Origin of the sequence: Psychrobacillus sp. NEAU-3TGS, from assembly GCF_029955155.1 — a bacterium.
Lineage (GTDB): Bacteria > Bacillota > Bacilli > Bacillales_A > Planococcaceae > Psychrobacillus.
Genome location: NZ_JAPNOZ010000007.1, coordinates 78,490 through 99,678, shown reverse-complemented (window position 1 = coordinate 99,678; position 21,189 = coordinate 78,490). Strand labels below are relative to the sequence as shown.

Below are 21,189 nucleotides of genomic sequence, written 5' to 3'. Positions count from 1 at the left end.
CAGGAGCGTGCGACGAGGAGGCTCACCGCCCGCCCCGCGGTAAGCGTCCACCTGGAGCGGAAATCAATTGCCTTTGCCGTATCTCTTTAAGTCGCAGTTTCTATATACTGCTTTCCCCTCTATTACTAACAAAATAAAAACTTGCCATTCCTTAGCTACTTGAATAAAGCTATCCACATGTCTAAATCTTTTGTAATTATCTAACCAACAAAAAAAGCCGTGAAATTAATCACGACTCTGTTTCCTTTATTTATGATCTGAAAATTCTTGATCATCGCCATCCGAAAATTCAATTTCCAAATCAAATTCTGTATATTCCTCTACTCCAAAAGCTTTCGAAACCTTTTCAATCACTTCATCTTTACTCATATCTTTCGTTAGAGCTAGATCTTTGAAAATCGGTTCTAATTCAGCATAAGCCTCATCACCTGTCAAATTCTTAGATTCCAATTTATTTTCGTATTCAGCTTCCGTTTCGGATACATCCATATCAAACGAAGCATCAATTGCGTCTTTTTGATCTGCAGTATCGATATCTAAATCGAAGGATTGAAATCCAAATTCATTTTGCATATCACTATTCGTCGGTGCATCTGTCACTTCTTCTTTATCGCCACATGCGCCGAGTAAAAGAGTCGTTGATAGCACTGCACTTCCGATTATCGAATACTTTTTAGTTTTCATACTAATTCTCCTCACTAATTGCGTAATTAACCCGTAAGGTTAGTTATCTCCATTTTTTATGATGGATAAACATCGAATAAGGTTACTTATCCGGGATAGCGTTTTTCGCTTGATGATGTCGATTTTGTATGGTCTTTATCCTCTTCATCTTTTACTTGTTCATTTAATTCCTCTACTGGAATTGGATCCACGTTTTTCATCTGTTCATCTCTATCGAAAATACTTTCTTTTTCTGTGTTCACCAAATCAGGGTTATCTAATATACGACCAGCAATATCCTGTTTTTCACGATCTTCAGTTGGTTTCTTTGTCATATCAATCTCTCCCTTGATTGTTTTTATTTGTTTATCCTATTTTTAAAATGCTAAACATAAAAATAGAGTATGGGAATTATGAAGGTTCCCACACTCTATCTGTTGATAGTTATTCAGTTTACTTGGAGCTAGTCCAGTTTTTATAATACAAATTCAATTCATTATAGTATTTGTTCAATGAAGAAGTGGATACCTCAAATGACTCTGCAATTTCTTTAATTGTCATGTCTAGCGGTTCAAAGAAACCATTTTCCTGACCGAACCTAATAGCACCTGCTGAAATCGCAACTTCTTTACGTGCATTGGGTTGTTGTTCGACTAAATAATCTTCCACTATTTCTAAAAGTTTTTGATAGTCTCTATTATTTTTCTCGAGGAAATCTATTGCCACTTGAAGTACTCCCGCTTCAAAATGTGTATATTCCCCACCTTCGTACCCATTTTCCCCAAGTAAAGTCCACAAGATCGTGGCCTTTTCTTTCATAAATGTCGGAGCTGATAACTTATCCTGAGCTTCGAATTGGCTAACAAAATCGGCAAATACGTTTTCGTGATCTGTCGGGAAGAAGATTAAGCTAGAAATAGCTAAATAATGTTCTTCTTTCGATGTTCCATCTGGCAAGATGAAGCAATACATATGTACACCAACCGGCACTGGTTTCTCGCCTTCGCGTCTTAATCGAATCGTTTCTTTCGTCAAATATGCACTACAGTCATATAATGATCGTCTACGTCTATTACTTCGCCCACGAACACACGTGGCTCCTTCCACTGTTTGATTGCATTCAATGTAGACGGTCGTACGATTTTCTTCCGTTGTTTTTCTAAATAGTTTGTCCATATTTCTGGCTTGTGATGGAAGAAAAACTCATCCAGTACGATGGCTTCAATCATTTCCATATCCAAGTACTGCTTTAACGAGTCATTCCACTTTTCCACTAGTTCCTGGAATGCAGGTACGTCTTTTCGTTCCGGATATTCATCATAAAATGTTTGTAATATACGTTCCAGTTCTTCTGTTTGTACCTCTTCTATTGTAATGGTCTCTTTTGACTCACAACATTTTTTATATTTTTTTCCGCTCCCACATGGGCATGGATCATTTCGACCTATCATTAAAACACGTCCTTCAATAAGTTAAAAATTTGCTGAAGTCTTAGTTTATCATGTTTCGCATGAAATATTAAGGTACGAACGACTTGGGACATACTTCCAAGGAAAATGCCCCTCTCAATATAACTTCCACTTTCCTGGATATTACAACTAAAAGCTCATTTTTTCCAACTAAATACGTCAAAATTCCAACTAAACCATTCAATATTCCAACTAACGAAAAAAGTGCTCTTAAGTCAATGACTAGAAGAGCACTTTTCAAAGCAATATTAAATAGAAGTCCATCCACCGTCTACTTTTAACGTTTCGCCTGTTACAAAATTAGCTAGATTAGAAGCTAAATATAGAACTGCTCCGGATACATCTTCCGGTTTGGATAGCCCTTCTAATAAAATACGGCTGTCCACATCCTTTTTAAATGCTTCATCCGCAAACATCTTTTCCGTAAACTCAGTTTCCACGAATGTAGGTGCTACTGCATTCACTTTAATACCCAGCTTCGCCCATTCAACAGCTAGAGCCTTCGTCATTTGAACGAGCCCACCTTTACTTGAACAATATGCCGCTCGTTTATAATAGCCAACAAACGCCATTTGAGAAGCTATATTAATAATTTTTCCACTTTTTTGAGCAAGCATATATCTTGCAGCTGCTTGACTAGCAAAAAACGCAGATTTCAAATTCAAATCGAGCACAGTATCCCAGTCTTCTTCCGTTACTTCCATTGCTGGCTTTGCGATATTCACACCTGCATTATTTACGAGCACATCTACCGTTCCAAATCGGCTTGCTGCTTGATCGATTAAATCCTTTACAACAGCAATATCGCTCATATCTCCTTGTACAGCAATACAATTTTCATTGAATGCATGTAATTCGCTGAGTGTTTCGTTCAAAACTGCTTCACTTCGTCCGGAAATAACTACATTGGCATTCAATTTAGCAAAAGTGAGTGCAACATCTTTTCCAATGCCTTTACTTCCACCGGTAACGATTATTGTTTTATTTGCTAATTCAGAGAAAAAAGGTTGCATTATTTTTCCTCATTTCTTTTTAAATCATTTTTTAAGAAATGAATAAGCGTTTGCTCACGCTCCGCATTTTTCTGCTCGGAGAACTCGGCATCCCAAGTATAAAATCCTTCTCCGTTTTTATCTCCCAATTTATTCTCTTCTACTAGATTCGAAAGTACCGTGCCTGACTTCTGATCCGTACTTAAATCTTCAAATAAATAATTGGAAATCGCGGAAAATACATCAAGTCCACCCATATCGGCCGTCATTAACGGACCTGTTACCGGCAAACGGCGCCCAATACTATATGTTACCGCTGCATCAATGTCTTCTTTTGTTGCAACTCCTGCATCTAGTAAAGACTGCGCTTCACGGAACAAAGCATATTGTAAACGGTTTCCGATAAATCCTGGAATCTCTTTATTTAGTAATATTGGTTGTTTATTCATATCTTTAATTACTTGCATTGCTCGCTCTACTGTATGTTCATCCGTTTTTTCTCCTTTTACGATTTCTACCAAAGGAATTAAGTGTGCTGGATTCCAAAAATGAGTGACAACAAAACGATTTGGATATTGCATCTCTTCTGCTAGTAAGCTTGGTTTAAATCCAGAAGTATTACTTGCAATAACTACCTCTTCACTTATCATGCTTTCAATTTGTTTATACATTTCTTTTTTCATGTCCAAAACTTCTGGAATAACTTCAAAGATAAAAGTAGAACCTGCAATCGTTTCTTCTAATGAAGTGGATAATACTATTTTCTCTCTAATCTTTTTCGCTGTAGCTTCATCAAAGACATCGCTATCTGTCATGACTTTTAATTTATTATGTAAACCTTTTTCCGCATTTTCCAAGTCTTTTTCATTAATACCATAAACCTTTACAGATTGCCCCGCCCAAGCAGCAGATAATGCAATCGAATGCCCCATTGTTCCACAACCGATAATTGATACGTTTTCCATATAATCCACATCCCCTTCATGTTTGTTATATAAAATATGCCCAACAAACTTTAAAGCATATAGTTTGTTGGGCATGTGTTTACTTCTATTTCTTAAATTCCTAAGCCAAATGAGAATAATATAACAGCTAAAATAACACCTAGTATCGGCACTACTACTGTCAATGCCCCAAATGCAGGATATGCATCTTTGTGTGTTTCTCCACAAATTGAACGGATTGTAGTTACAACATATCCACCTTGTGGCAATGAATCAAGTGATCCAGAAGAAATTGCAACTGAGCGGTGCAACGCCTCTGTGTTAACTCCTAAATCAATATAATGAGGTGCTAAAAGTGGTAATGCAATTGCTTGTCCACCTGAAGAAGATCCAGTAAGACCTGCAATAACTGCTACTGCAAGTGCTCCGCCAATTAGTGGGCTACCTGGAATATCCGTCATAAAGTCAACAGCCGATGTGAAGGAAGGTGTAGCTTTTACGACTCCACCGAAACCAACAACAGCCGCTGTATTTGCAATTGCTATAACAGCTCCCAAAGCCCCCTCACCAAATGCCTTACCAATATTATGGAAATATTTTCTGTTGATTAGATAAGTTGCTATAATACCACCGCTTAAAGCAATGATTAGGGCTGAAGTTCCTAAAGTGTTGTGGAAGAAAAATGAAATCGCTAATACAACAAGTAAAGGAACCATACTTAATAATGGGTCCGGCAGCTTCGAACGAGTAACCGCTTCTTCATCTGTATCTCTACCAACAAATCTCTCTCCTTGAGACTTGGCCTTGGTTATCATTTTTTTAGCCACCAGTAACCAAAAACCATCATAAACACAGCAACAATAAAACTTACTTCCCAACCAGCATATGGAGTCGTCCCTAAAAATTCAATAGGGATCCAGTTTTGAATTTCAGGAGAACCCGCTGAAGTCATTGTAAAAGTTGTAGAACCAAAACCAAGCGCCGCTGGTATAAAGCGTCTTGGCAGATCTGCTTGTTTAAACAAGCTTAACGCCATTGGATAAACAGAGAACGCAACAACGAATAAGCTAACTCCACCATAAGTTAATACAGCACAGGCAATAACAACAGCTAACGCCGCACGTTTCATACCAATTTTGCCAACAATCCATTGTGAAACGCTTTCTGCCGCTCCGCTATCTTCCATTACTTTACCAAAAATTGCTCCTGCTAAGAACATTAAATACCAAGACCCTATAAAACCAGTAAACCCTGACATATAATTCGTTAAAAAGTTTGCTGCACCTTCTTCCGCGAGCTGCGGAAAAATTGGCAAGCCATTTAAAATTGCCACTAACAGCGCCATGAGCGGGGCGGCAATAAGAAGGTTCATCCCCTTCATCGTTAAATAAATCAGCAGTGCTAAGCCACCAAATAAACCAATCATCCCTAACATAACTTTTCCCCCAGTAAGCCTTATCTAATTCGCCTTGGCATTTAAAATCTGTGATACCGCCAGAAGCTTTGTTTTATTTGTTACCGTATCTTCTTACACGTAGTAATGCTTGTTCAGCATGTCCTGCAAAGTTTTCTAATTGGCATAATCGAGCTGCATATTCCCCAATATAAGCACTAGCTTCAGGCGTAACTTTTTGATACGTAACTGTTTTGATAAATTTACCTACCCATAGACCGCCAGTGTAACGTGCTGCACCTTTTGTAGGTAATGTATGGTTCGTACCAATTACTTTGTCTCCGTAAGCTACATTTGTTTCAGGTCCTAAGAATAGGCAACCATAGTTCGTCATATTTTCAAGGAAGTAATTTGGATCTTCCGTTAAAATTTCTACATGTTCAAATGCTAGTCGATCTGCTTCAATTCTAGCTTCTTCAATAGAATCTACTAATAGAATTTGACCGTAATCTTCCCAAGAAACGCGTGCAACATCTGCTGTTGGAAGTGTTTCTAATTGGCGTTCAATCTCCTTCACTGTTTCTTCTGCTAGTTTCTCAGAAGTTGTTATAAGCGCTCCCGGAGAAGTTGGACCGTGCTCTCCTTGACCAAGAATATCCGTTGCAACCATTTCAGCATCTGCCGTATGGTCTGCAACTACTAATGTTTCTGTAGGACCGGCAAATAAGTCGATTCCTACACGGCCATATAGTTGACGTTTTGCTTCTGCAACGAAAGCATTCCCAGGCCCTACAATCATATCTACTGATTGAATTGTTTCAGTACCGATTGCCATTGCAGCCATCGCTTGAATTCCGCCTAAAAGGTAAATTTCATCTGCCCCAGCTAAAGACATAGCAGCGATTGTAGCATGTGGAATTTCTCCATTAATCGGTGGTGTGCAAGCGATTACACGTTTAACTCCAGCAACTTTAGCAGTTAAAACACTCATATGTGCAGATGCTACCATTGGGTAACGACCGCCCGGAATATAACAACCTACACTGTTTACCGGGATATTTTTATGACCTAAAATAACACCTGGAATATTTTCCACTTCCACGTCATGCATAGAAGCAAGTTGTGCTTCTGCGAATTCACGAATATTTTTTTGTGCAAATTTAATATCTTCTATTACTTCTTGTGGAACTTGGGAAACTATTTCATTTATTTGAGATTCAGAAAGACGAAATGATTCCGGTGACCATTTATCGAATTTATCAGATAATTCACGAACTGCTTGGTCTCCTCTTACTTCAACGTCTTTCAATGCCTCTGATACTATTTGAGAAACCTTTAAATCGTTTGCACTAACCTCTTCTTGAGATTTACCTGCTTTCAATACTTTGACCATTATTTATTCCTCCTTTAGATTGTAAACGCATTCATTTCATTTTTGCATACGTATGCAAAACATCCTTACGAGTAGATTATTCTAAATTCAGTGACAAGTCAATAAAAATTATGTAGTTTTTCGCACAATTAATGCTCCATTGACTTCAAGGCTTTCAGTATATCCTGAGAATTCAACCATTTCAGCCATTAAATAATTTACGGTATGTTCCACCATTTTTGTAATTGGCTGCTCCCATGTCGTTAGATTATAAGTTGGCCATGAAGCCATTTCTATATTGTCAAATCCCACTATTTTTGTTTCAGCTGGAATCATAATGGAGTTTTCTCTTAAAGCATCTACAACACCAAGGGCCATAATATCATTTGCCACAAAAATCCCTTCTGGTACTTTCTTTTCTGCAATAATTTTCTTCGCCGTTTTATAGCCACCTTCATATGTATAATCAGAAGTATATTTGTTAAGTGTTACATTATTTTTTTCAATTATGGAAGTGAACCCTTTTTCTCTATCTCTACTCGTAGATGTATTTGCATTCCCTGCAATATATGCTACTTTCGAACAACCTTTTTCGATTAAATACTCCGCAATTTTTTCACTTGCATCCAAGTTATTACAACATACCGAATAGAATTGATCGTTATCTATTTTGCGATTAAAAAGGACGAGGGGGACTTGATTTTCTTTAAAATCTTCGGTCACATTCAACGACAGAGAAGCATCTGTAATAATTACTCCAGCAACATTATAATTTCTTAACATGTCGATATCTTCTTTCTGTATTTCATCATTGTTTGTAGATACAAACAAAATGCTATAGCCAAGTTTATTAAACTCTGTTGTAAATTGCTTTAAAACTTCTGGATAGAAAGGATTATGAATACCTTTCATCACCAATCCGATAATTTTTGTGCGGTTCGTAATGAGGCTTCTTGCAAATTCATTTGGCCTATACCCTAATTCTTTTGCAGCTGCCAATACTTTCTCACGAGTTTTGTTAGACACTGAAGCCCCTTCAAAATAAACCCTTGATACAGATGATTGAGAAACACCCGCAAGTTTTGCAACATCTTTTGCCGTAACATAATACTTCAAAATTCTCACTACCTTTTTCAAATATATTATTAAGACTATACTATGTATCACTCACTTTTGAAATAGATTATTTTTGTAATTTTCAAATCGAATTAAAGCAATTCAAACAAAATAAAAATTTACTATATTTTATGTTTTGTATTATTTACTGTATTAGTGTATTACTTTACAATAATATTGAAGATAACAATAATTCCCGCCCATATTCAATTTTCTATACAAATTAATAGATTTAAATACCTAATAATGAATAAACCAAAAAAGATACAAAGTTACTATGAAACTGAAAGGGTGGAAAAAATGGAATACAATTTTGATAGTCATACTTCTTATCAATCTTTATTTGAATTCAATCCAGATATTGTATATTTTGTAGATGCATCAGGACGCCTAGAAAGAATGAACGATGTGTTTTTCCAAAAGCTTGGATTTAGTAATAATTATGAAATAAGCTCCATTGACTCACTGCTCCCTTTAAGTTATGACCAGATGCATAAAGAGGCATTCCACAAAGTACTTTCCGGTACTCCTCAAAATATGAATATGAAATTCATACATAAAATGGGACATTTATTGGACATCAATTTAACAATGATACCTGCTTATTTAGACGGGGCTATCCAAGGTGTCTTTGGAATAGCAAAAGATGTAACGGATCATATGAAAGCACTACAGTTAAATACCTACTTAGCAAATTACGATCCCTTAACCGGCTTACCAAATAGGAAACTATTTCAAGAAAAGCTCGAACAAGCGATTATCGTTGGAAATACGTTAAACCGAAAAGTAGCCGTAATGTATTTAGACTTAGATCGCTTCAAATATATTAACGACACACTCGGTCATACACTTGGAGATAATTTACTTATACAGATTGCAACTAGACTAAAGCAATGCCTCAGTGAAAATGCAATTATAGCTCGCCTAGGAGGAGATGAATTTGGTATTCTGTTAACGGACTTTTATACCCACCAAGCAGAAGAGCGTTCGAAAAAAATTATTGAATCACTAGATAAACCATTCCTAGTCGAGAATTATAATCTTTTTATAACAACGAGTATTGGAATAAGTATTTATCCCAATGATGGAGAAAACCCGCTTACATTAATGAAAAATGCCGATTCAGCATTATATAAAGCAAAAGAATTAGGAAAAAACAATTTCCAAGTATATTCCTCTTCTTTAAACGCTCAAACGTTTAAAATCTTTTCTTTAGAGTCCAGTCTTCGACATGCAATAGAACGGGAACAATTAGAACTATACTATCAACCAAAAGTTTGCCCTAAAACCTTTGAAATCGTTGGCGCTGAGGCGCTCATTCGTTGGAATCATCCGGAATGGGGACTTGTATCACCCGATGAATTTATACCATTAGCCGAGGAGACGGGATTTATTGTTGAAATTGGAGATTGGGTGAAACGAACTGCTTGCATTCAAATGAAGTTATGGCAAGAATCCGACTTACATAAAATACCGATTTCCGTTAATCTGTCAGCAAATCGTTTTTTAGAAAAAAGCTTAATCTCCAATGTCAAACAAATACTAAAGGAGACAAAATTGGAGTCCAAATACTTGGAAATAGAGATTACCGAGTCATCTATACTAGAGAATGAAAAAGTCGTGTTCTCTGTACTTGAAGAATTGAAGCTTCTAGGTATTAAAGTAGCACTAGACGATTTTGGTACAGGTTACTCGTCCCTCTCTACCTTGAAAAGATTTAAGGGGTTAATAGACATTCTTAAAATCGATCGCACATTTATTCATGATTTAACTTCTTTTGAAACCGACGATTCCAATTTCATCACTAACACTATTATTCAATTAGCACAGCAATTAGATATGGAAGTTGTGGCTGAAGGTGTAGAAACTACTGATCAACTGAAAGTTTTAAACAATTATAACTGTAATTCCATTCAAGGGTATTTATTTTCTAAACCAGTCCCTGCAACAGAGTTTGAGAAACTATTGAGTAAAGGGAAATTGATACCAGAAGAAATGAAAACTAAAGAAGAGAAATTGAAAAGCAACGCTAAAGGTTTCGAAATAATATTAGAAAACCCTTTAAAAGCAACAATGACTCTGACGCAAATCCGTGGAAATAAAGTGGAATTAGGGACAATAGATGTTCTAATAGAGGAAGCTTGTACAAAAAGATTAAAATTTTTATCAGATATTAAATTAGCAGTCAATCATGCGATTATCTTAGAGTTAAAAACAAAGATTCTAAATAAAAACGTAAAGTTTATTGGTTCGATTGTTTCAATAGCAGAGCCTAAACCTCACCTATATCAATATGTTTTGGAATATAAAATGGACGAAACCGAGTTAGTAAATATCACAAAGACTTTAGATGAATTTGGCACTCTTCAAAAACCATCCCTCCTCTCGCAATGCAATTTTATACAAGTGGACCGATATGCATTTTTTAATAAAGATTAGTAATGAAGCCATCCTTTCCAAACACAAGGATGGCTTCTAGCTACTAATATGGAAAACATGGACTTTACTTTTACCAAATTTACGTATACGTATTAGTGAGTTAAACTAATTTTTCAACAATACTCTATCTGCCTCATCTTTTAACTCCAACGATTGTAATAAACTTACAATCAACTGCATCACAGCTTCGTCATAATCAGGAGTTAATATGTACCAATAGTTCGCGTCACGTACAAAAGCTAACTTCTCTTCTTTGTTTGCAGAATATAAAAAAGACTGCATTCTCTCAATTTCTTTTTCTCCACCGTTTCGATCTTTTGCAAACGAAAAACTACGACCGCTATTACTTCCAAGTATTCCGAGCACATCTAATGTCGCTATGGACACTATCTTTTCTCTCTCCATTTTTGCTTGCTCCAGATAATATAAAACATCCACAGATTTTGCGTTGAACGTTTGTTGTAGTCGTTTAAATATGAGTGTGCGCTCCATTTGTAAAGTATTTGAAAGATCGCTAGCATTTACTCGAATTATTTCGTTCATCTCGTCTTTATCTTGTACAGTACAAAATTGTTCTAACATCTCCACATAGGGCACTGAAACTACTAAATTCATAAACTCTTCAAAGTTTTTTGCTACATATCTAACAGGTGGATCATTTGTTGGTGATACACATACAATTGGAGCATCCTTCAGTTTAAGCACTTCATGGAAGTCGGTTAAAAAACCAAAATGAATTCCATTTCCACCTGTTGATGCAAAGGGAATTAAGTCTGGTGGAGTTATAGAGTAGTAATAAAAATAATCATCAATTGGTATTAAACCGATAGTAGCAAGAGATAACCCTTCCTTCTGTAAATCTATTTCAAGCTGAATCAGTCGATATACTTCTTTGGGTATACTATAGGAACCGTAAACATCTTTTAATTCATTTACCATAAGCTATCACTCCTCCTGCTTTCTAAAAAACAAGGAACCTCCTACTAAAAATACTCCACTGAAAAGAAAAATTCCTATCATCCCTATAGAACCACCAATTACTCCAAAAAGGGTTGGTGCGATTAACTGAGAAAAACGGTTCGTAGCAATTCTAAGTCCTAATACCTCCCCTGTTCGATCAGGAGGAGATGCATTGTAGGTAGTCGTCATGGAAATAGGTTGTCCACAGCCTAAACCAAGGCCCATTACAATTGCAAATAAAGCAATCAAGTATACTGAATGACTGAATGGCAACAAGAGAAACGCTATTCCAGCTACTAATATGGACATAAACAGCACCGTATCTCGCTTGTATGCATCTAGCAGCTTCGGCAGTATAAAGCGGACAAACATCGTAGCAAGCCCTTGTAATGCGATAATCCACCCAATTGCAGAAGTGGATAAATGCATCTGCTTTCCTAACAAAGGGAAATATGCGACAAAGATATCTTTCGAATATAACACCAGTGCACTTGAAAATAATGCTTTTCTCACAAGTGGATTTTCAAATAGCTTAAAAGAATCCACTAATTTACTAGGAGGTCTGCTGATTTTTTCTGCAGCCCTTGGAATTCTAAATGAAAATACTATAGAAATAACACCAATAACTATACAAAAAACGTATACTACTTGGAACGATATGTGTTCGGATAAATAACCGCCAACTAGAGGTCCAATAACAGCTCCCAAAGCAACACACAAACTAAACATACTAAAAAAATAATCTCTATTTTTAGGGGTAGATTGGTGCCCTAGCTGATTCTGCAGAGCAATAGGTATACAAATATTAGCTAACCCTAATAACAATTGACTGGCAAATAACGACCATACGGCTGAGTAAAGAGTGGGAATAATCATTCCAGCTATAGAAACTACAAAACCAAAAATAATTGGCATGCGATTCCCAAATTTATCAATTATTTTACCAGCATGAATAGAAAAAATCAGTGGCAAAAATGCAAATGATGAGGTTAAGATACCTATCATAAAAATAGAAGCTCCCAATTCATCAGCTGATAACGTAATAACTGGTCTCGTTGCATTAATAATTGTTTGAAATAAAAAAATAAGTAATAATATTCCTCGTAAATTCATATATATCCCTGCCTATGTCCTTATAAATCTTATTATACTAATTTATGGGATTGGAAGAGTGAATATTTTGACATGAAATTCACTAATCTTTTTAAACAGCAAAAACCATTACTCAATTCACAAAGTAATGGCTTCGAAAATTATTCTTGATTGTATTCATCAATAATATTAGAAAGTAGTATTGCGCTAGTCTCTGGATTTATACTTCCAGTAATAAAACTTCCGACAATAATAACCTCCACTCCTGCTTTTAGCAAGCTAGGCGTGATTTCATCATTTACTCCACCAGCAACTGCAATCTGAATATCATCCAAACCTTCCACAAGTTGTAATAATGTAGACGTCGCAAGTTGTCCGTCCTGTTGCATGTCTTTTCCGACATGCAAACAGAAAAGTCGGGCCCCAAGTGAGTGAATTTCTCTTACTCGCTCGGCACTTTCTATACCGAGCAAATCAATCATTACTTCTCCACTTTTCTCAGCGGCAATTTCCAAGCATTGTTTTATTGTGGCATTTGATGAAAAGCCCATAACCGTCGTTATATTAGCACCTGAATTGAAAGCTTGTAAACTTTCATGTCGTCCAGCATCACATGTTTTCATGTCAGCAACAATAGCTTTCTCAGGAAAATGTTCTCGCATTTTACGGACAACTGTCATCCCGTATTCTTTTATAACACCAGTTCCAATTTCAATCCAATGAATATAATCTTTCGTTTGTTCAACAAGGGTTATACAGTCTTCTATCGTCATACGATCTAAAGCCAATTGAATTTTCACATTACTCATTCGACACCTCTATACTTCACTATCCAAGCCTAATTATTATGTTGCTCTATCAATTATTCCGTTAAATAGTCATAAACACTCTTTGCAATTGTAATTCCGTTCACTCGATTGTTCTCTTCATTTTGTTGTTCTATTTCACCTGGTATGTATACTTTCGAAAATCCCGGTGCTGGTTCTGATTCATGCAATTCATCTATCATTGATCCATTCTAGCTAAGAATGTCTCTAAGTCTATAAAATTTGTTGGATTGAAAACGCAAAAATAATGTCCTAAATGGCGTTTTTTATCCAAATCATCATACATTTTTCCAATATGTGGACCAAACGCTGCCCCTGCAAGCAACCCTGAAAATATATCTACGATAAGTGATAATCCATATCCTTTTGGTCCTCCAAAAGGTGTTAATGAAACTACTTTGTTCGGATCTGTTACCGGCTGTCCATTTTCATCGACACCCCATCCTTCAGGAATAGATTTCCCTTCTTCCTTATGTTGCAACACTTTTCCGAGTGCTACCGTTGACGTTGCCATGTCTAAAATGAACGGTTTATGTTTCTTTGCGGGAATTCCATATGCAATTGGATTCGTTCCTAAAAAAGAGTTTTTTCCACCAAAAGGAACTACAATTTTATCTGTGTGTGACATCGCTATTCCTATTAAATTTGCTTCAGCCGCTTTTTGCACGAAATAACTTAGTGCACCGCAATGGCTACTATTCATCACCGTAACCATACCGATACCATTTTCTTTTGCCATTTGTATTGCCTTTTCTATTGCAAAATCACCGATGACATGTCCAAAACCATTGTCACCATCTACTATACCTGTGGTTGGTGCTGTTTGATTGAATGTAATGTTTGCGTTTGGATTTATGCCCCCAGCTTTTAAACGATTCACATAATGTTCTGTTCTTAAAACTCCATGTGAGTTAACGTTTCTCAAATCAGCATGAATAAGAATTTCTGCTACTTTTTCTGCGTGGGATTCCATTAGACCTGCTCCAACTAATTTATTGATCGCATATTGCTTTGCTTCTTCATGATTTATTGTAACTGTTGACATAATCAATCTCCTATTCTAAATTGCTATGTTTGTTTTTCAATGTGTCGTTGGTTTGCAAACTATCAAGACTATCAATAATGGCTGCATCTAAAATGATATGGGCAGCCTGGTCGAATTGATTGCCTAAAGGTTGAATCGTTTCTGGTTCATTTGGTAAACGGTACTTTGTAGCCGCGGGGATGAGTAATCCATTGTACTGAGCAAGCACTTCTGTATTTGTCGTTATCATAAATATTTGTGAACCTACTTTAGAAGCACCTTCTAAAACATTTAACGTATTTGCAGTCCTTCCCGAGCCTGAAAGGATGATAAGTACATCCCCTCCCGTAATTGCTGGAGTCGTTGTCTCTCCAAGAACAAATACCGTTTTACCACTATGCATTAATCTCATGGCAATTACTTTAGCAATAAGCCCCGATCTACCCTCGCCAGTGAAAAAGAAGCGAATATCCTTTTTAAACAAATCTACTAATTGCTTGTATTCTTGTTCGTTTATACTCGTACAAACATCTTTCATTTCTGTTAGGATCTTTGAAATAGTAACCATACAGTCTCCTTTCTTCTGCTTTCTCTCTATCTCAAAATTTAGTAATTATTTTCTTAAATCTTACTAAACCGATTTAGTGAAAAGTTTAAATGAAACCCCTTTCAAAGTCAACTTGGATTTCGTAATATTCTAAATATAATTTTATTGTTTTTAAAAATCTTATCTTTAAGTAGTAAAATATAGTAATAAGTTGTGTTTTTTAAAAGCAATGAATAATAGATATTTTTAACGAAGTGAGGAGAACATTATGAAAGAACTAACGGAAGAAATACTTAATTTTTGTGAGGAGCGAGGCTGGGGTAGAAACCATGATGCACGAAGTCTTGCAATATCAGTCTCTTTAAAAGCTAGTGAACTACTAGAACATTTTCAATGGTTGGCACCGGAAGAGGCAATTGAAAGAGACAAGCAAGCAATTGTCGATGAAGCGGCGGATGTTTTTATTTATCTACTCCAACTTGCAAACGTATTAGGTATTGATTTAAAAGAAGCTGCACAACAGAAGATGATAAAAAATGCCTTGAAATACCCAGCCCCTGTTAAAACGGAAAGTTAATGGTTAACCTGGACTACTTCAATTATTCAGTAAATAAACTTCTTTTAGCCTACTCGGTTGATTGTTATCCTCATTAGTTCTATCATAGAAAGAACAAAGATTTCATGAAAAGAGGATATATAGAGATGACAATCCTAATGGTAGATGATAATTCAGTAAACTTATTTGTAATTGAAAGCATTCTAAAAAAAGCAGGTTATGAAAATTGTCATCCTTTAAATTCTGCGGAAGAACTATTCCAGTACTTGCGATTGGATGAAAAAGAAGCACCAGCACCGATGGTTGATCTTATATTATTAGACATCATGATGCCAAAAATTGATGGGATAGAGGCTTGTCGACGTATTCAGCAGGATGATAGATTAAAAGAAATACCTATCATTTTTCTGACTGCCTTAAATGATTCCAGACATCTAGTAGAAGCATTTGAGGTTGGAGGAACTGATTATGTCACTAAACCGATCGACAAGTTAGAGTTTTTGGCCAGAGTCCGACTTGCTTTAAGACTAAAATTTGAAAAAGATCGAAATAAAGAACAGGAAGCGAAAATGCAGGAAGATTTATTACTTGCCATGCAAGTGCAAGGTAGTCTCTTAAATGACTCTACCATTGATAAGCACTTAAGTATTCAGGTTTTTCATTCTCCTTCTGATAACCTTTCTGGAGATATGTATCATTGGCATAAATTTAGTGATCATCGATATGGCATTATTCTCTTTGACATGATGGGCCATGGCATCAGCGCCTCTCTTGTTAGTATGTTCATCTCCTCGGTATTAAGAGATGCAATAAAAAACTTAGAAGATCCAGCACTCGTTATTAAAGAACTAAATCGCTACATGACATCCTTACATAATAAAAATAATTTAAATTATTATTTCACTGCAATCTATTTAATCATCGATACCGAAAAAAGAGAGATAGAATATGTAAATGCAGGACATCCTCCAGGATTTTTACGAATTGATGGAACGCTACTAACGATGGAAAGAGGAGCTTGTGCAGTAGGCTTGTTTGACGAGATTCATGTTAGGAAGTCTAAACTTTCCTATAATAGGGATATCCAGCTTCTGCTCTATACAGACGGTATTATAGAGTCAGAGGGTATCGATGAAATGGAAGCACTCGAAAAATTACAAACAATCACTTGCCAAGAATGGAAAGAAGATGAGTGTCTCTTCCAGACTATTCTTAGTGATATTAACCAGTCGAATCAAAAAGATGATATTTGCTTGTTGATGATAAAAACAAAAGAAGAAAAGTGCTAAAGCGCCTGTCGCCTGCTCAATTTAGCTAATAGGAACGTAAAATGGAATAACGTACATGATAGGGAAACTGCGCGGTAGTGAGTTGAATGAAGTGTCCGCTAGGATTTCCGCTACAGGGCGTACGCTTTCCGCCGGCTTGGCTTCAGCCGCTTCCCTCGCTATGCTCAGTCCAGGGTCTTCAGCTCAAGCTATTCCGGCTGGAGTCCACGCCCTTTCGCTCCAATCCATCATAATAGCTAACAACTCAACTTTAACTCTTTCCATTAAGAGCAACAAACTAGTCGCTGAAAGTAACTAAATTAGCAGGAAAGCAATCAAATCTTAAAAGAACAAGTTTACTTCTAAAAGCGATAATTATTAAGCGATGCTATCCCAATAAATGGTTGAGTAATTCGAGCTTTATCCTGCTAAATGCGGATACTAAATAAGCAAGATATTCCCATTGATTGTAGCGCAAGGCGGCGACACCTGCGGGGTAGCGGGACAGGTGAGACCCCGCAGGAGTGTGCGACGAGGAGGCTCACCGCCCGCCCCGCGGTAAGCGTCCGCCTGGAGCGGAAATCAATTGCTTTTGCGTATCTCTTACGTCGCAGTTTCCTTATACTCCTACTCAATTAAAAACATGCCATCCCTTATACTACTTGAAGAAAGTTATCCATCTGTCCTATCTTCTATAGTTTCCTAACAAACAAAAAAAGCAGGGCTACCCTTCCAGTCAATTAGACTGGAGAGATAGCCTCTGCTTTTATTTTTTTCGGTATAACGGTTCGTCTGTTGAAAATTCCTCATAAGAATCCGCGTATTTGCTAATTCTTAAGGATTCCTTATTCCCTAAACCTAAAAATCCATTTGAGGACAGACTTTGGATAAATAATTCATGCACTTTGTTTTGAAGAGTAGGATTGAAATAGATCAATACATTTCTGCAGAAAATTACATGAAACTCGTTAAACGATTGATCCGTCACTAAGTTATGCTGCGCAAAAATAACATTCTTCAAAAGTCTTTCCGCAAAAAACACATTTTGCGAATTTGTTTTATAATACATAGAAAATTCTTTAGTCCCACCGGCTTTAAGATAATTCTTTGTATAATTTTGCATTTTATTCAACGGGACAATTCCTTGCCTTGCCTGTTCTATGGCTACTTTACTCATATCTGTCGCGTAAATCTTTGCTTTGTCTAATAGTCCTTCTTCTTCCAGTAGAATTGCCATAGAAAACACTTCTTCCCCCGTTGCACAGCCAGCATGCCAAATCCGGATCTCTTGATAATTACGAAGAATTGGAACAATATTCGTTCTAAATTCTTTAAAAAAGGAAGGATCTCGGAACATTTCCGTTACAGGAACAGAAAAGCCTTCAATGATTTTCTCTAAAAAACCCGGTTCATGAAACGCCCTTTCTATGAGCGTTGTAATATTTGGAGCGTTTTCTATATTTCTTCTGTTTTCAATTCTCCGTATGATGGAAGCCCGTACATACTGTTTAAAATCATAGCCAGTTAAACGGTAGATTGTTTCCAATAGCAAGTCTACTTCTAGTTCTTTTTTAAAGTTTTCATCTTGACTGTACATTTAATCATCCATTTCTATTCATTAGAAACCCAGACACTTAGAACAGATAGTAGTTGCTCTAAATCTAAAGGTTTACTTACATAATCAGAAGCCCCAGTCTCTAGACATTTCTTACGATCTCGTTCCATCGCTTTAGCTGTAAGAGCAATGATAGGTATATCCGTCAGCTCGTCATTTGCACGTATTCTCTGCATTGTTTCATAACCATCCATATTTGGCATCATAATATCCATTAGAATAATATCAAATAGAGAGGGTTGCTCTTCCAATATCTCCAGACACTCTAATCCATTATTTACGGAACAGACAATCATACCTTCTTGTTTTAAAGCAGCTTCTAGTGCAAAAATATTGCGTAAGTCATCGTCTACGATCAATACATTTTTCCCTTGCAAGACATTTTGCTTCTCTTCCAACAAATTGACTTGTTCTGTGTCTAAAGAAAGAACTTCTTCATCTAATGAGGATGCGGCAACTTCCTCAAGTGAAGTTAACAGAACGTCCTCTTTCCCCAATTTATTAGACAGGCTTGGAAGATACAGTGTAAAAGTACTTCCTACTCCCTCTTCGCTCTCTAAAGTTACATACCCACCTAAATGCCTTGCGTATTCCTGGCAAATCGATAACCCAAGCCCGGTTCCACCATATTTCCTCATAGTAGCACCATCGGCTTGCTGGAATGCTTCAAATATTAATTGGTGCTTTTCTTTTGGAATACCTATTCCAGTATCTTTTATCGAAAACGCAATCCAATAATCAGCCTCTTTGCCTGCAAAAGCTGGTTGTAATTCTTTGTTCGGAACGTTTTTAATCTCTATGGAAATACTACCATTTTCCGTATATTTAAAAGCATTGGAAAGGAGATTCTTTAAAATTTGAAGCATCATCTTTTCATCTGTACAGAAAATATTTGGGATATTTGCTCCCTTTAGAATATTAAACAAAAGCCCTTTTTTCTCTGCAACATGATTAAAGTTCATTTCCAAATAATTCGGCAGATCATTGATATTCATTTCGCCATATATGATCTCCATTTTCCCTGCCTCTACTTTAGATAAATCAAGAATATCATCGATTAAAGCTAAAAGATCTTTTCCTGATGTATGGATGACTTTGGCGAACTTTTCCTCTTCCCCTCTTGATTGCTCCCCAGCATTTTCAGCAATCAATTCAGAAAGGATTAAAATACTATTCAAAGGAGTACGAAGCTCATGTGACATATTTGCAAGGAATTCAGATTTGTATTTAGAGCTTAAAACGAGCTGTTCTGCTTGTTTTTCCAATTCTATTTTTGCTTGGTTTAAAGCTACTGATTTCAGTTCTGCCTCTTTTGAACGCTCTTCTAGCTTTTCATTAATTGTTTGCAATTCCTCTGATTGCATTTGTAATTCTTCTGATTGTGTTTGTAAATCATCCGACTGCACACGTAGTTCTTCTGTCATCGTTTGGGATTCCGTTAGTAAACGCTCTATCTCTTCTCGGTCCTTCGCGCTGTTTAACGTAATACCAAAGTTTTCTATAACATCTCTTATAAATTGTTGATCGGACTCAGAATAATTACTCAAGCTCAATATTTCTATTACTGCGATGACTTCACCTTCATAAAGAATGGGTGCAATAATCATTCCTTTCGGAGGAATACTCCCTAATGCAGAAGGAATAAGTTGGAATTCGTCTAAATCACTTAAAACATGCATACTTTTTTTAAGTGCATACTCTCCGATCAAGCCTTGACCTAATTCGAAATGATTTCTACCTACTGTATCAAATCCATCTGCAAATGTAGCGCTTTTCACGAAAAGATGCCTATCACTTCGAAAATCTCTTACATAAATAGCACCATATGATGAATTTGCTTCTTCCGAAATAGCGGAGATAAATGCTTTACATAATTCAGCGATTGAAGTAATACCTTGGTAGGAATTAAATGTATTGTTAATACGTTGTTGATGCATTTCTCTTAACTCAAGATTTGTCAGCAACTCATTGGTTGCATTCCCTAACTCTCTAATTTCATCTCGTGATCTCAAAGTTATTCTTCGCGATAAGTCTAATGCATTTGTATTGGTAAATGTAGCAATATCTTTTATCGTCGCTATTACTTCATTCATCGTTCTGACAATCGAACGTGATACCAATGTAGACATAACAATAGCTACGATAAATACAAGTAACCCTAACGTGACTAATCCTTGGATTAACGTATCAATATTTTGGTTTAATGCATCCGCTCTATTTTGTCTAAATTCCATTTCTACTTCTCTAAAGTTATCAAACTGACTACGTATTAAATCTATCGTAGCTCCACCTTGATCATTTTCCAAGTAACTCAAAGTGACTCCATTACTTTCTTGTTTCTTTTGATTAATAAGCGGCTCTCCAACCGTGTCTGCCCATTTATTGATATTGTCTTTAATGACCATTAATTTTGCTTGCTGACCCGGGTCATCCACTAACCGATATAATTCATCAAAATTATGTTGCCATTCTCTCTGCCCTGTATAATACGGCTGCAAATAACTTTCTTCTCCCGTAATTATATAGCCTCTTTGTCCCCTCACCATATCCAGTACGTATTTTTCGATTTGGTGGGATAATGTCGTTACTTCAAAATCATGCCCCATTATATAATCTTTATCTGCTTGTACAACAGAAAATTGTTTATTTACAAGAAAGAATGCAAATATGACCATTATGATAACCAATAAATAGCCAGACATGATTTTTGTCCGAATACCGATTTTCTTATTTTTCCCCATGGAATTATGAGCCTACTTTCTATATAGATATCCTATGTTAAGAATATTATACTATAATTTCAGGATGTTTTATCTATAATTCGTAGTTGTTCGATTTATTCCGACTGGAGAATAACGTATGAAAGTATATAGTCGCTATGCAACAAGAAAAACAACGGTTGCCATTTGAAA

At 36.3% G+C, this 21,189-nt stretch carries 17 protein-coding genes and 2 pseudogenes; 3 read left to right on the top strand and 16 right to left on the bottom strand.

Going from position 1 to position 21,189, the window contains the following annotated elements:
- Window positions 1–246 precede the first annotated feature (246 nt).
- From OR571_RS07110 to OR571_RS07075, 9 genes and pseudogenes are all read right to left on the bottom strand, one after another.
- Window positions 247–684, bottom strand: a complete 438-nt coding sequence (locus OR571_RS07110) for a YusW family protein (RefSeq protein WP_282242141.1) — start codon at window positions 682–684, stop codon at window positions 247–249.
- Window positions 685–770: 86 nt separating this feature from the next.
- The gene (locus OR571_RS07105) at window positions 771–998 is read right to left on the bottom strand and encodes a hypothetical protein (protein ID WP_282242140.1); all 228 of its coding nucleotides are present in this window, start codon (window positions 996–998) and stop codon (window positions 771–773) included.
- 118 nt (window positions 999–1,116) lie between these two features.
- Window positions 1,117–1,698 carry a hypothetical protein gene (locus tag OR571_RS22785; RefSeq protein ID WP_348775029.1) on the bottom strand — a complete coding sequence of 194 codons (582 nt, stop codon included), beginning with the start codon at window positions 1,696–1,698 and terminating at the stop codon, window positions 1,117–1,119.
- Complete coding sequence (locus OR571_RS22780; protein WP_348775028.1) at window positions 1,695–2,114, bottom strand: YecA family protein; 420 nt, start codon at window positions 2,112–2,114, stop codon at window positions 1,695–1,697. Before OR571_RS22780 ends, OR571_RS22785 begins: the two co-directional genes overlap by 4 nt.
- Window positions 2,115–2,380: 266 nt before the next feature.
- Window positions 2,381–3,145: an SDR family NAD(P)-dependent oxidoreductase gene (locus tag OR571_RS07095; protein WP_282242139.1), complete on the bottom strand. Its 765-nt coding sequence runs from the start codon at window positions 3,143–3,145 to the stop codon at window positions 2,381–2,383.
- Window positions 3,145–4,089 (bottom strand): 3-hydroxyacyl-CoA dehydrogenase family protein, encoded by a 945-nt coding sequence (locus tag OR571_RS07090; RefSeq protein ID WP_282242138.1) that lies wholly within the window; start codon window positions 4,087–4,089, stop codon window positions 3,145–3,147. Before OR571_RS07090 ends, OR571_RS07095 begins: the two co-directional genes overlap by 1 nt.
- Before the next feature lie 92 nt (window positions 4,090–4,181).
- Window positions 4,182–5,503, bottom strand: a pseudogene (locus OR571_RS07085) (GntP family permease).
- A gap of 73 nt (window positions 5,504–5,576) precedes the next feature.
- Window positions 5,577–6,854 carry a histidinol dehydrogenase gene (gene hisD, locus OR571_RS07080; RefSeq protein ID WP_282242137.1) on the bottom strand — a complete coding sequence of 426 codons (1,278 nt, stop codon included), beginning with the start codon at window positions 6,852–6,854 and terminating at the stop codon, window positions 5,577–5,579.
- Window positions 6,855–6,962: 108 nt separating this feature from the next.
- The gene (locus OR571_RS07075; RefSeq protein ID WP_282242136.1) at window positions 6,963–7,949 is read right to left on the bottom strand and encodes a LacI family DNA-binding transcriptional regulator; all 987 of its coding nucleotides are present in this window, start codon (window positions 7,947–7,949) and stop codon (window positions 6,963–6,965) included.
- 300 nt (window positions 7,950–8,249) lie between these two features.
- On the opposite strand from OR571_RS07075, the gene OR571_RS07070 reads away from it, so the two are divergent.
- A complete protein-coding gene (locus tag OR571_RS07070) occupies window positions 8,250–10,388 on the top strand; it encodes a sensor domain-containing protein (RefSeq protein WP_282242135.1) in 2,139 nt (712 codons plus the stop codon).
- Window positions 10,389–10,493: 105 nt separating this feature from the next.
- On the opposite strand, the gene OR571_RS07065 is transcribed toward OR571_RS07070, so the two are convergent.
- The 5 genes and pseudogenes from OR571_RS07065 to hxlB all read right to left on the bottom strand — a co-directional run bounded on the left by OR571_RS07065 (window position 10,494) and on the right by hxlB (window position 14,859).
- Window positions 10,494–11,327 (bottom strand): SMI1/KNR4 family protein, encoded by an 834-nt coding sequence (locus OR571_RS07065; RefSeq protein WP_282242134.1) that lies wholly within the window; start codon window positions 11,325–11,327, stop codon window positions 10,494–10,496.
- A 6-nt stretch (window positions 11,328–11,333) separates the two neighbouring features.
- Window positions 11,334–12,461 carry an MFS transporter gene (locus OR571_RS07060; RefSeq protein WP_282242133.1) on the bottom strand — a complete coding sequence of 376 codons (1,128 nt, stop codon included), beginning with the start codon at window positions 12,459–12,461 and terminating at the stop codon, window positions 11,334–11,336.
- Window positions 12,462–12,601: 140 nt separating this feature from the next.
- A complete protein-coding gene (gene hxlA / locus OR571_RS07055; RefSeq protein ID WP_348775027.1) occupies window positions 12,602–13,249 on the bottom strand; it encodes a 3-hexulose-6-phosphate synthase in 648 nt (215 codons plus the stop codon).
- Between the two features lie 53 nt (window positions 13,250–13,302).
- Window positions 13,303–14,312: pseudogene (gene allD / locus OR571_RS07050) on the bottom strand (ureidoglycolate dehydrogenase).
- A gap of 10 nt (window positions 14,313–14,322) precedes the next feature.
- Window positions 14,323–14,859 carry a 6-phospho-3-hexuloisomerase gene (gene hxlB, locus OR571_RS07045; RefSeq protein WP_282242132.1) on the bottom strand — a complete coding sequence of 179 codons (537 nt, stop codon included), beginning with the start codon at window positions 14,857–14,859 and terminating at the stop codon, window positions 14,323–14,325.
- Window positions 14,860–15,106: 247 nt separating this feature from the next.
- Between hxlB and OR571_RS07040 the strand changes: the two genes are divergently transcribed.
- Both OR571_RS07040 and OR571_RS07035 read left to right on the top strand, forming a co-directional pair.
- Window positions 15,107–15,415 carry a nucleotide pyrophosphohydrolase gene (locus OR571_RS07040; RefSeq protein ID WP_282242131.1) on the top strand — a complete coding sequence of 103 codons (309 nt, stop codon included), beginning with the start codon at window positions 15,107–15,109 and terminating at the stop codon, window positions 15,413–15,415.
- A gap of 125 nt (window positions 15,416–15,540) precedes the next feature.
- Window positions 15,541–16,683, top strand: a complete 1,143-nt coding sequence (locus OR571_RS07035; protein ID WP_282242130.1) for a SpoIIE family protein phosphatase — start codon at window positions 15,541–15,543, stop codon at window positions 16,681–16,683.
- A gap of 745 nt (window positions 16,684–17,428) precedes the next feature.
- Here the strand turns inward: OR571_RS07035 and OR571_RS07030 are convergent.
- Entirely contained in the window at window positions 17,429–18,259 is an 831-nt protein-coding gene (locus OR571_RS07030; protein ID WP_282242129.1) for a CheR family methyltransferase, read from the bottom strand.
- A gap of 14 nt (window positions 18,260–18,273) precedes the next feature.
- Complete coding sequence (locus tag OR571_RS07025; RefSeq protein ID WP_282242128.1) at window positions 18,274–21,018, bottom strand: response regulator; 2,745 nt, start codon at window positions 21,016–21,018, stop codon at window positions 18,274–18,276.
- Window positions 21,019–21,189: the final 171 nt, after the last annotated feature.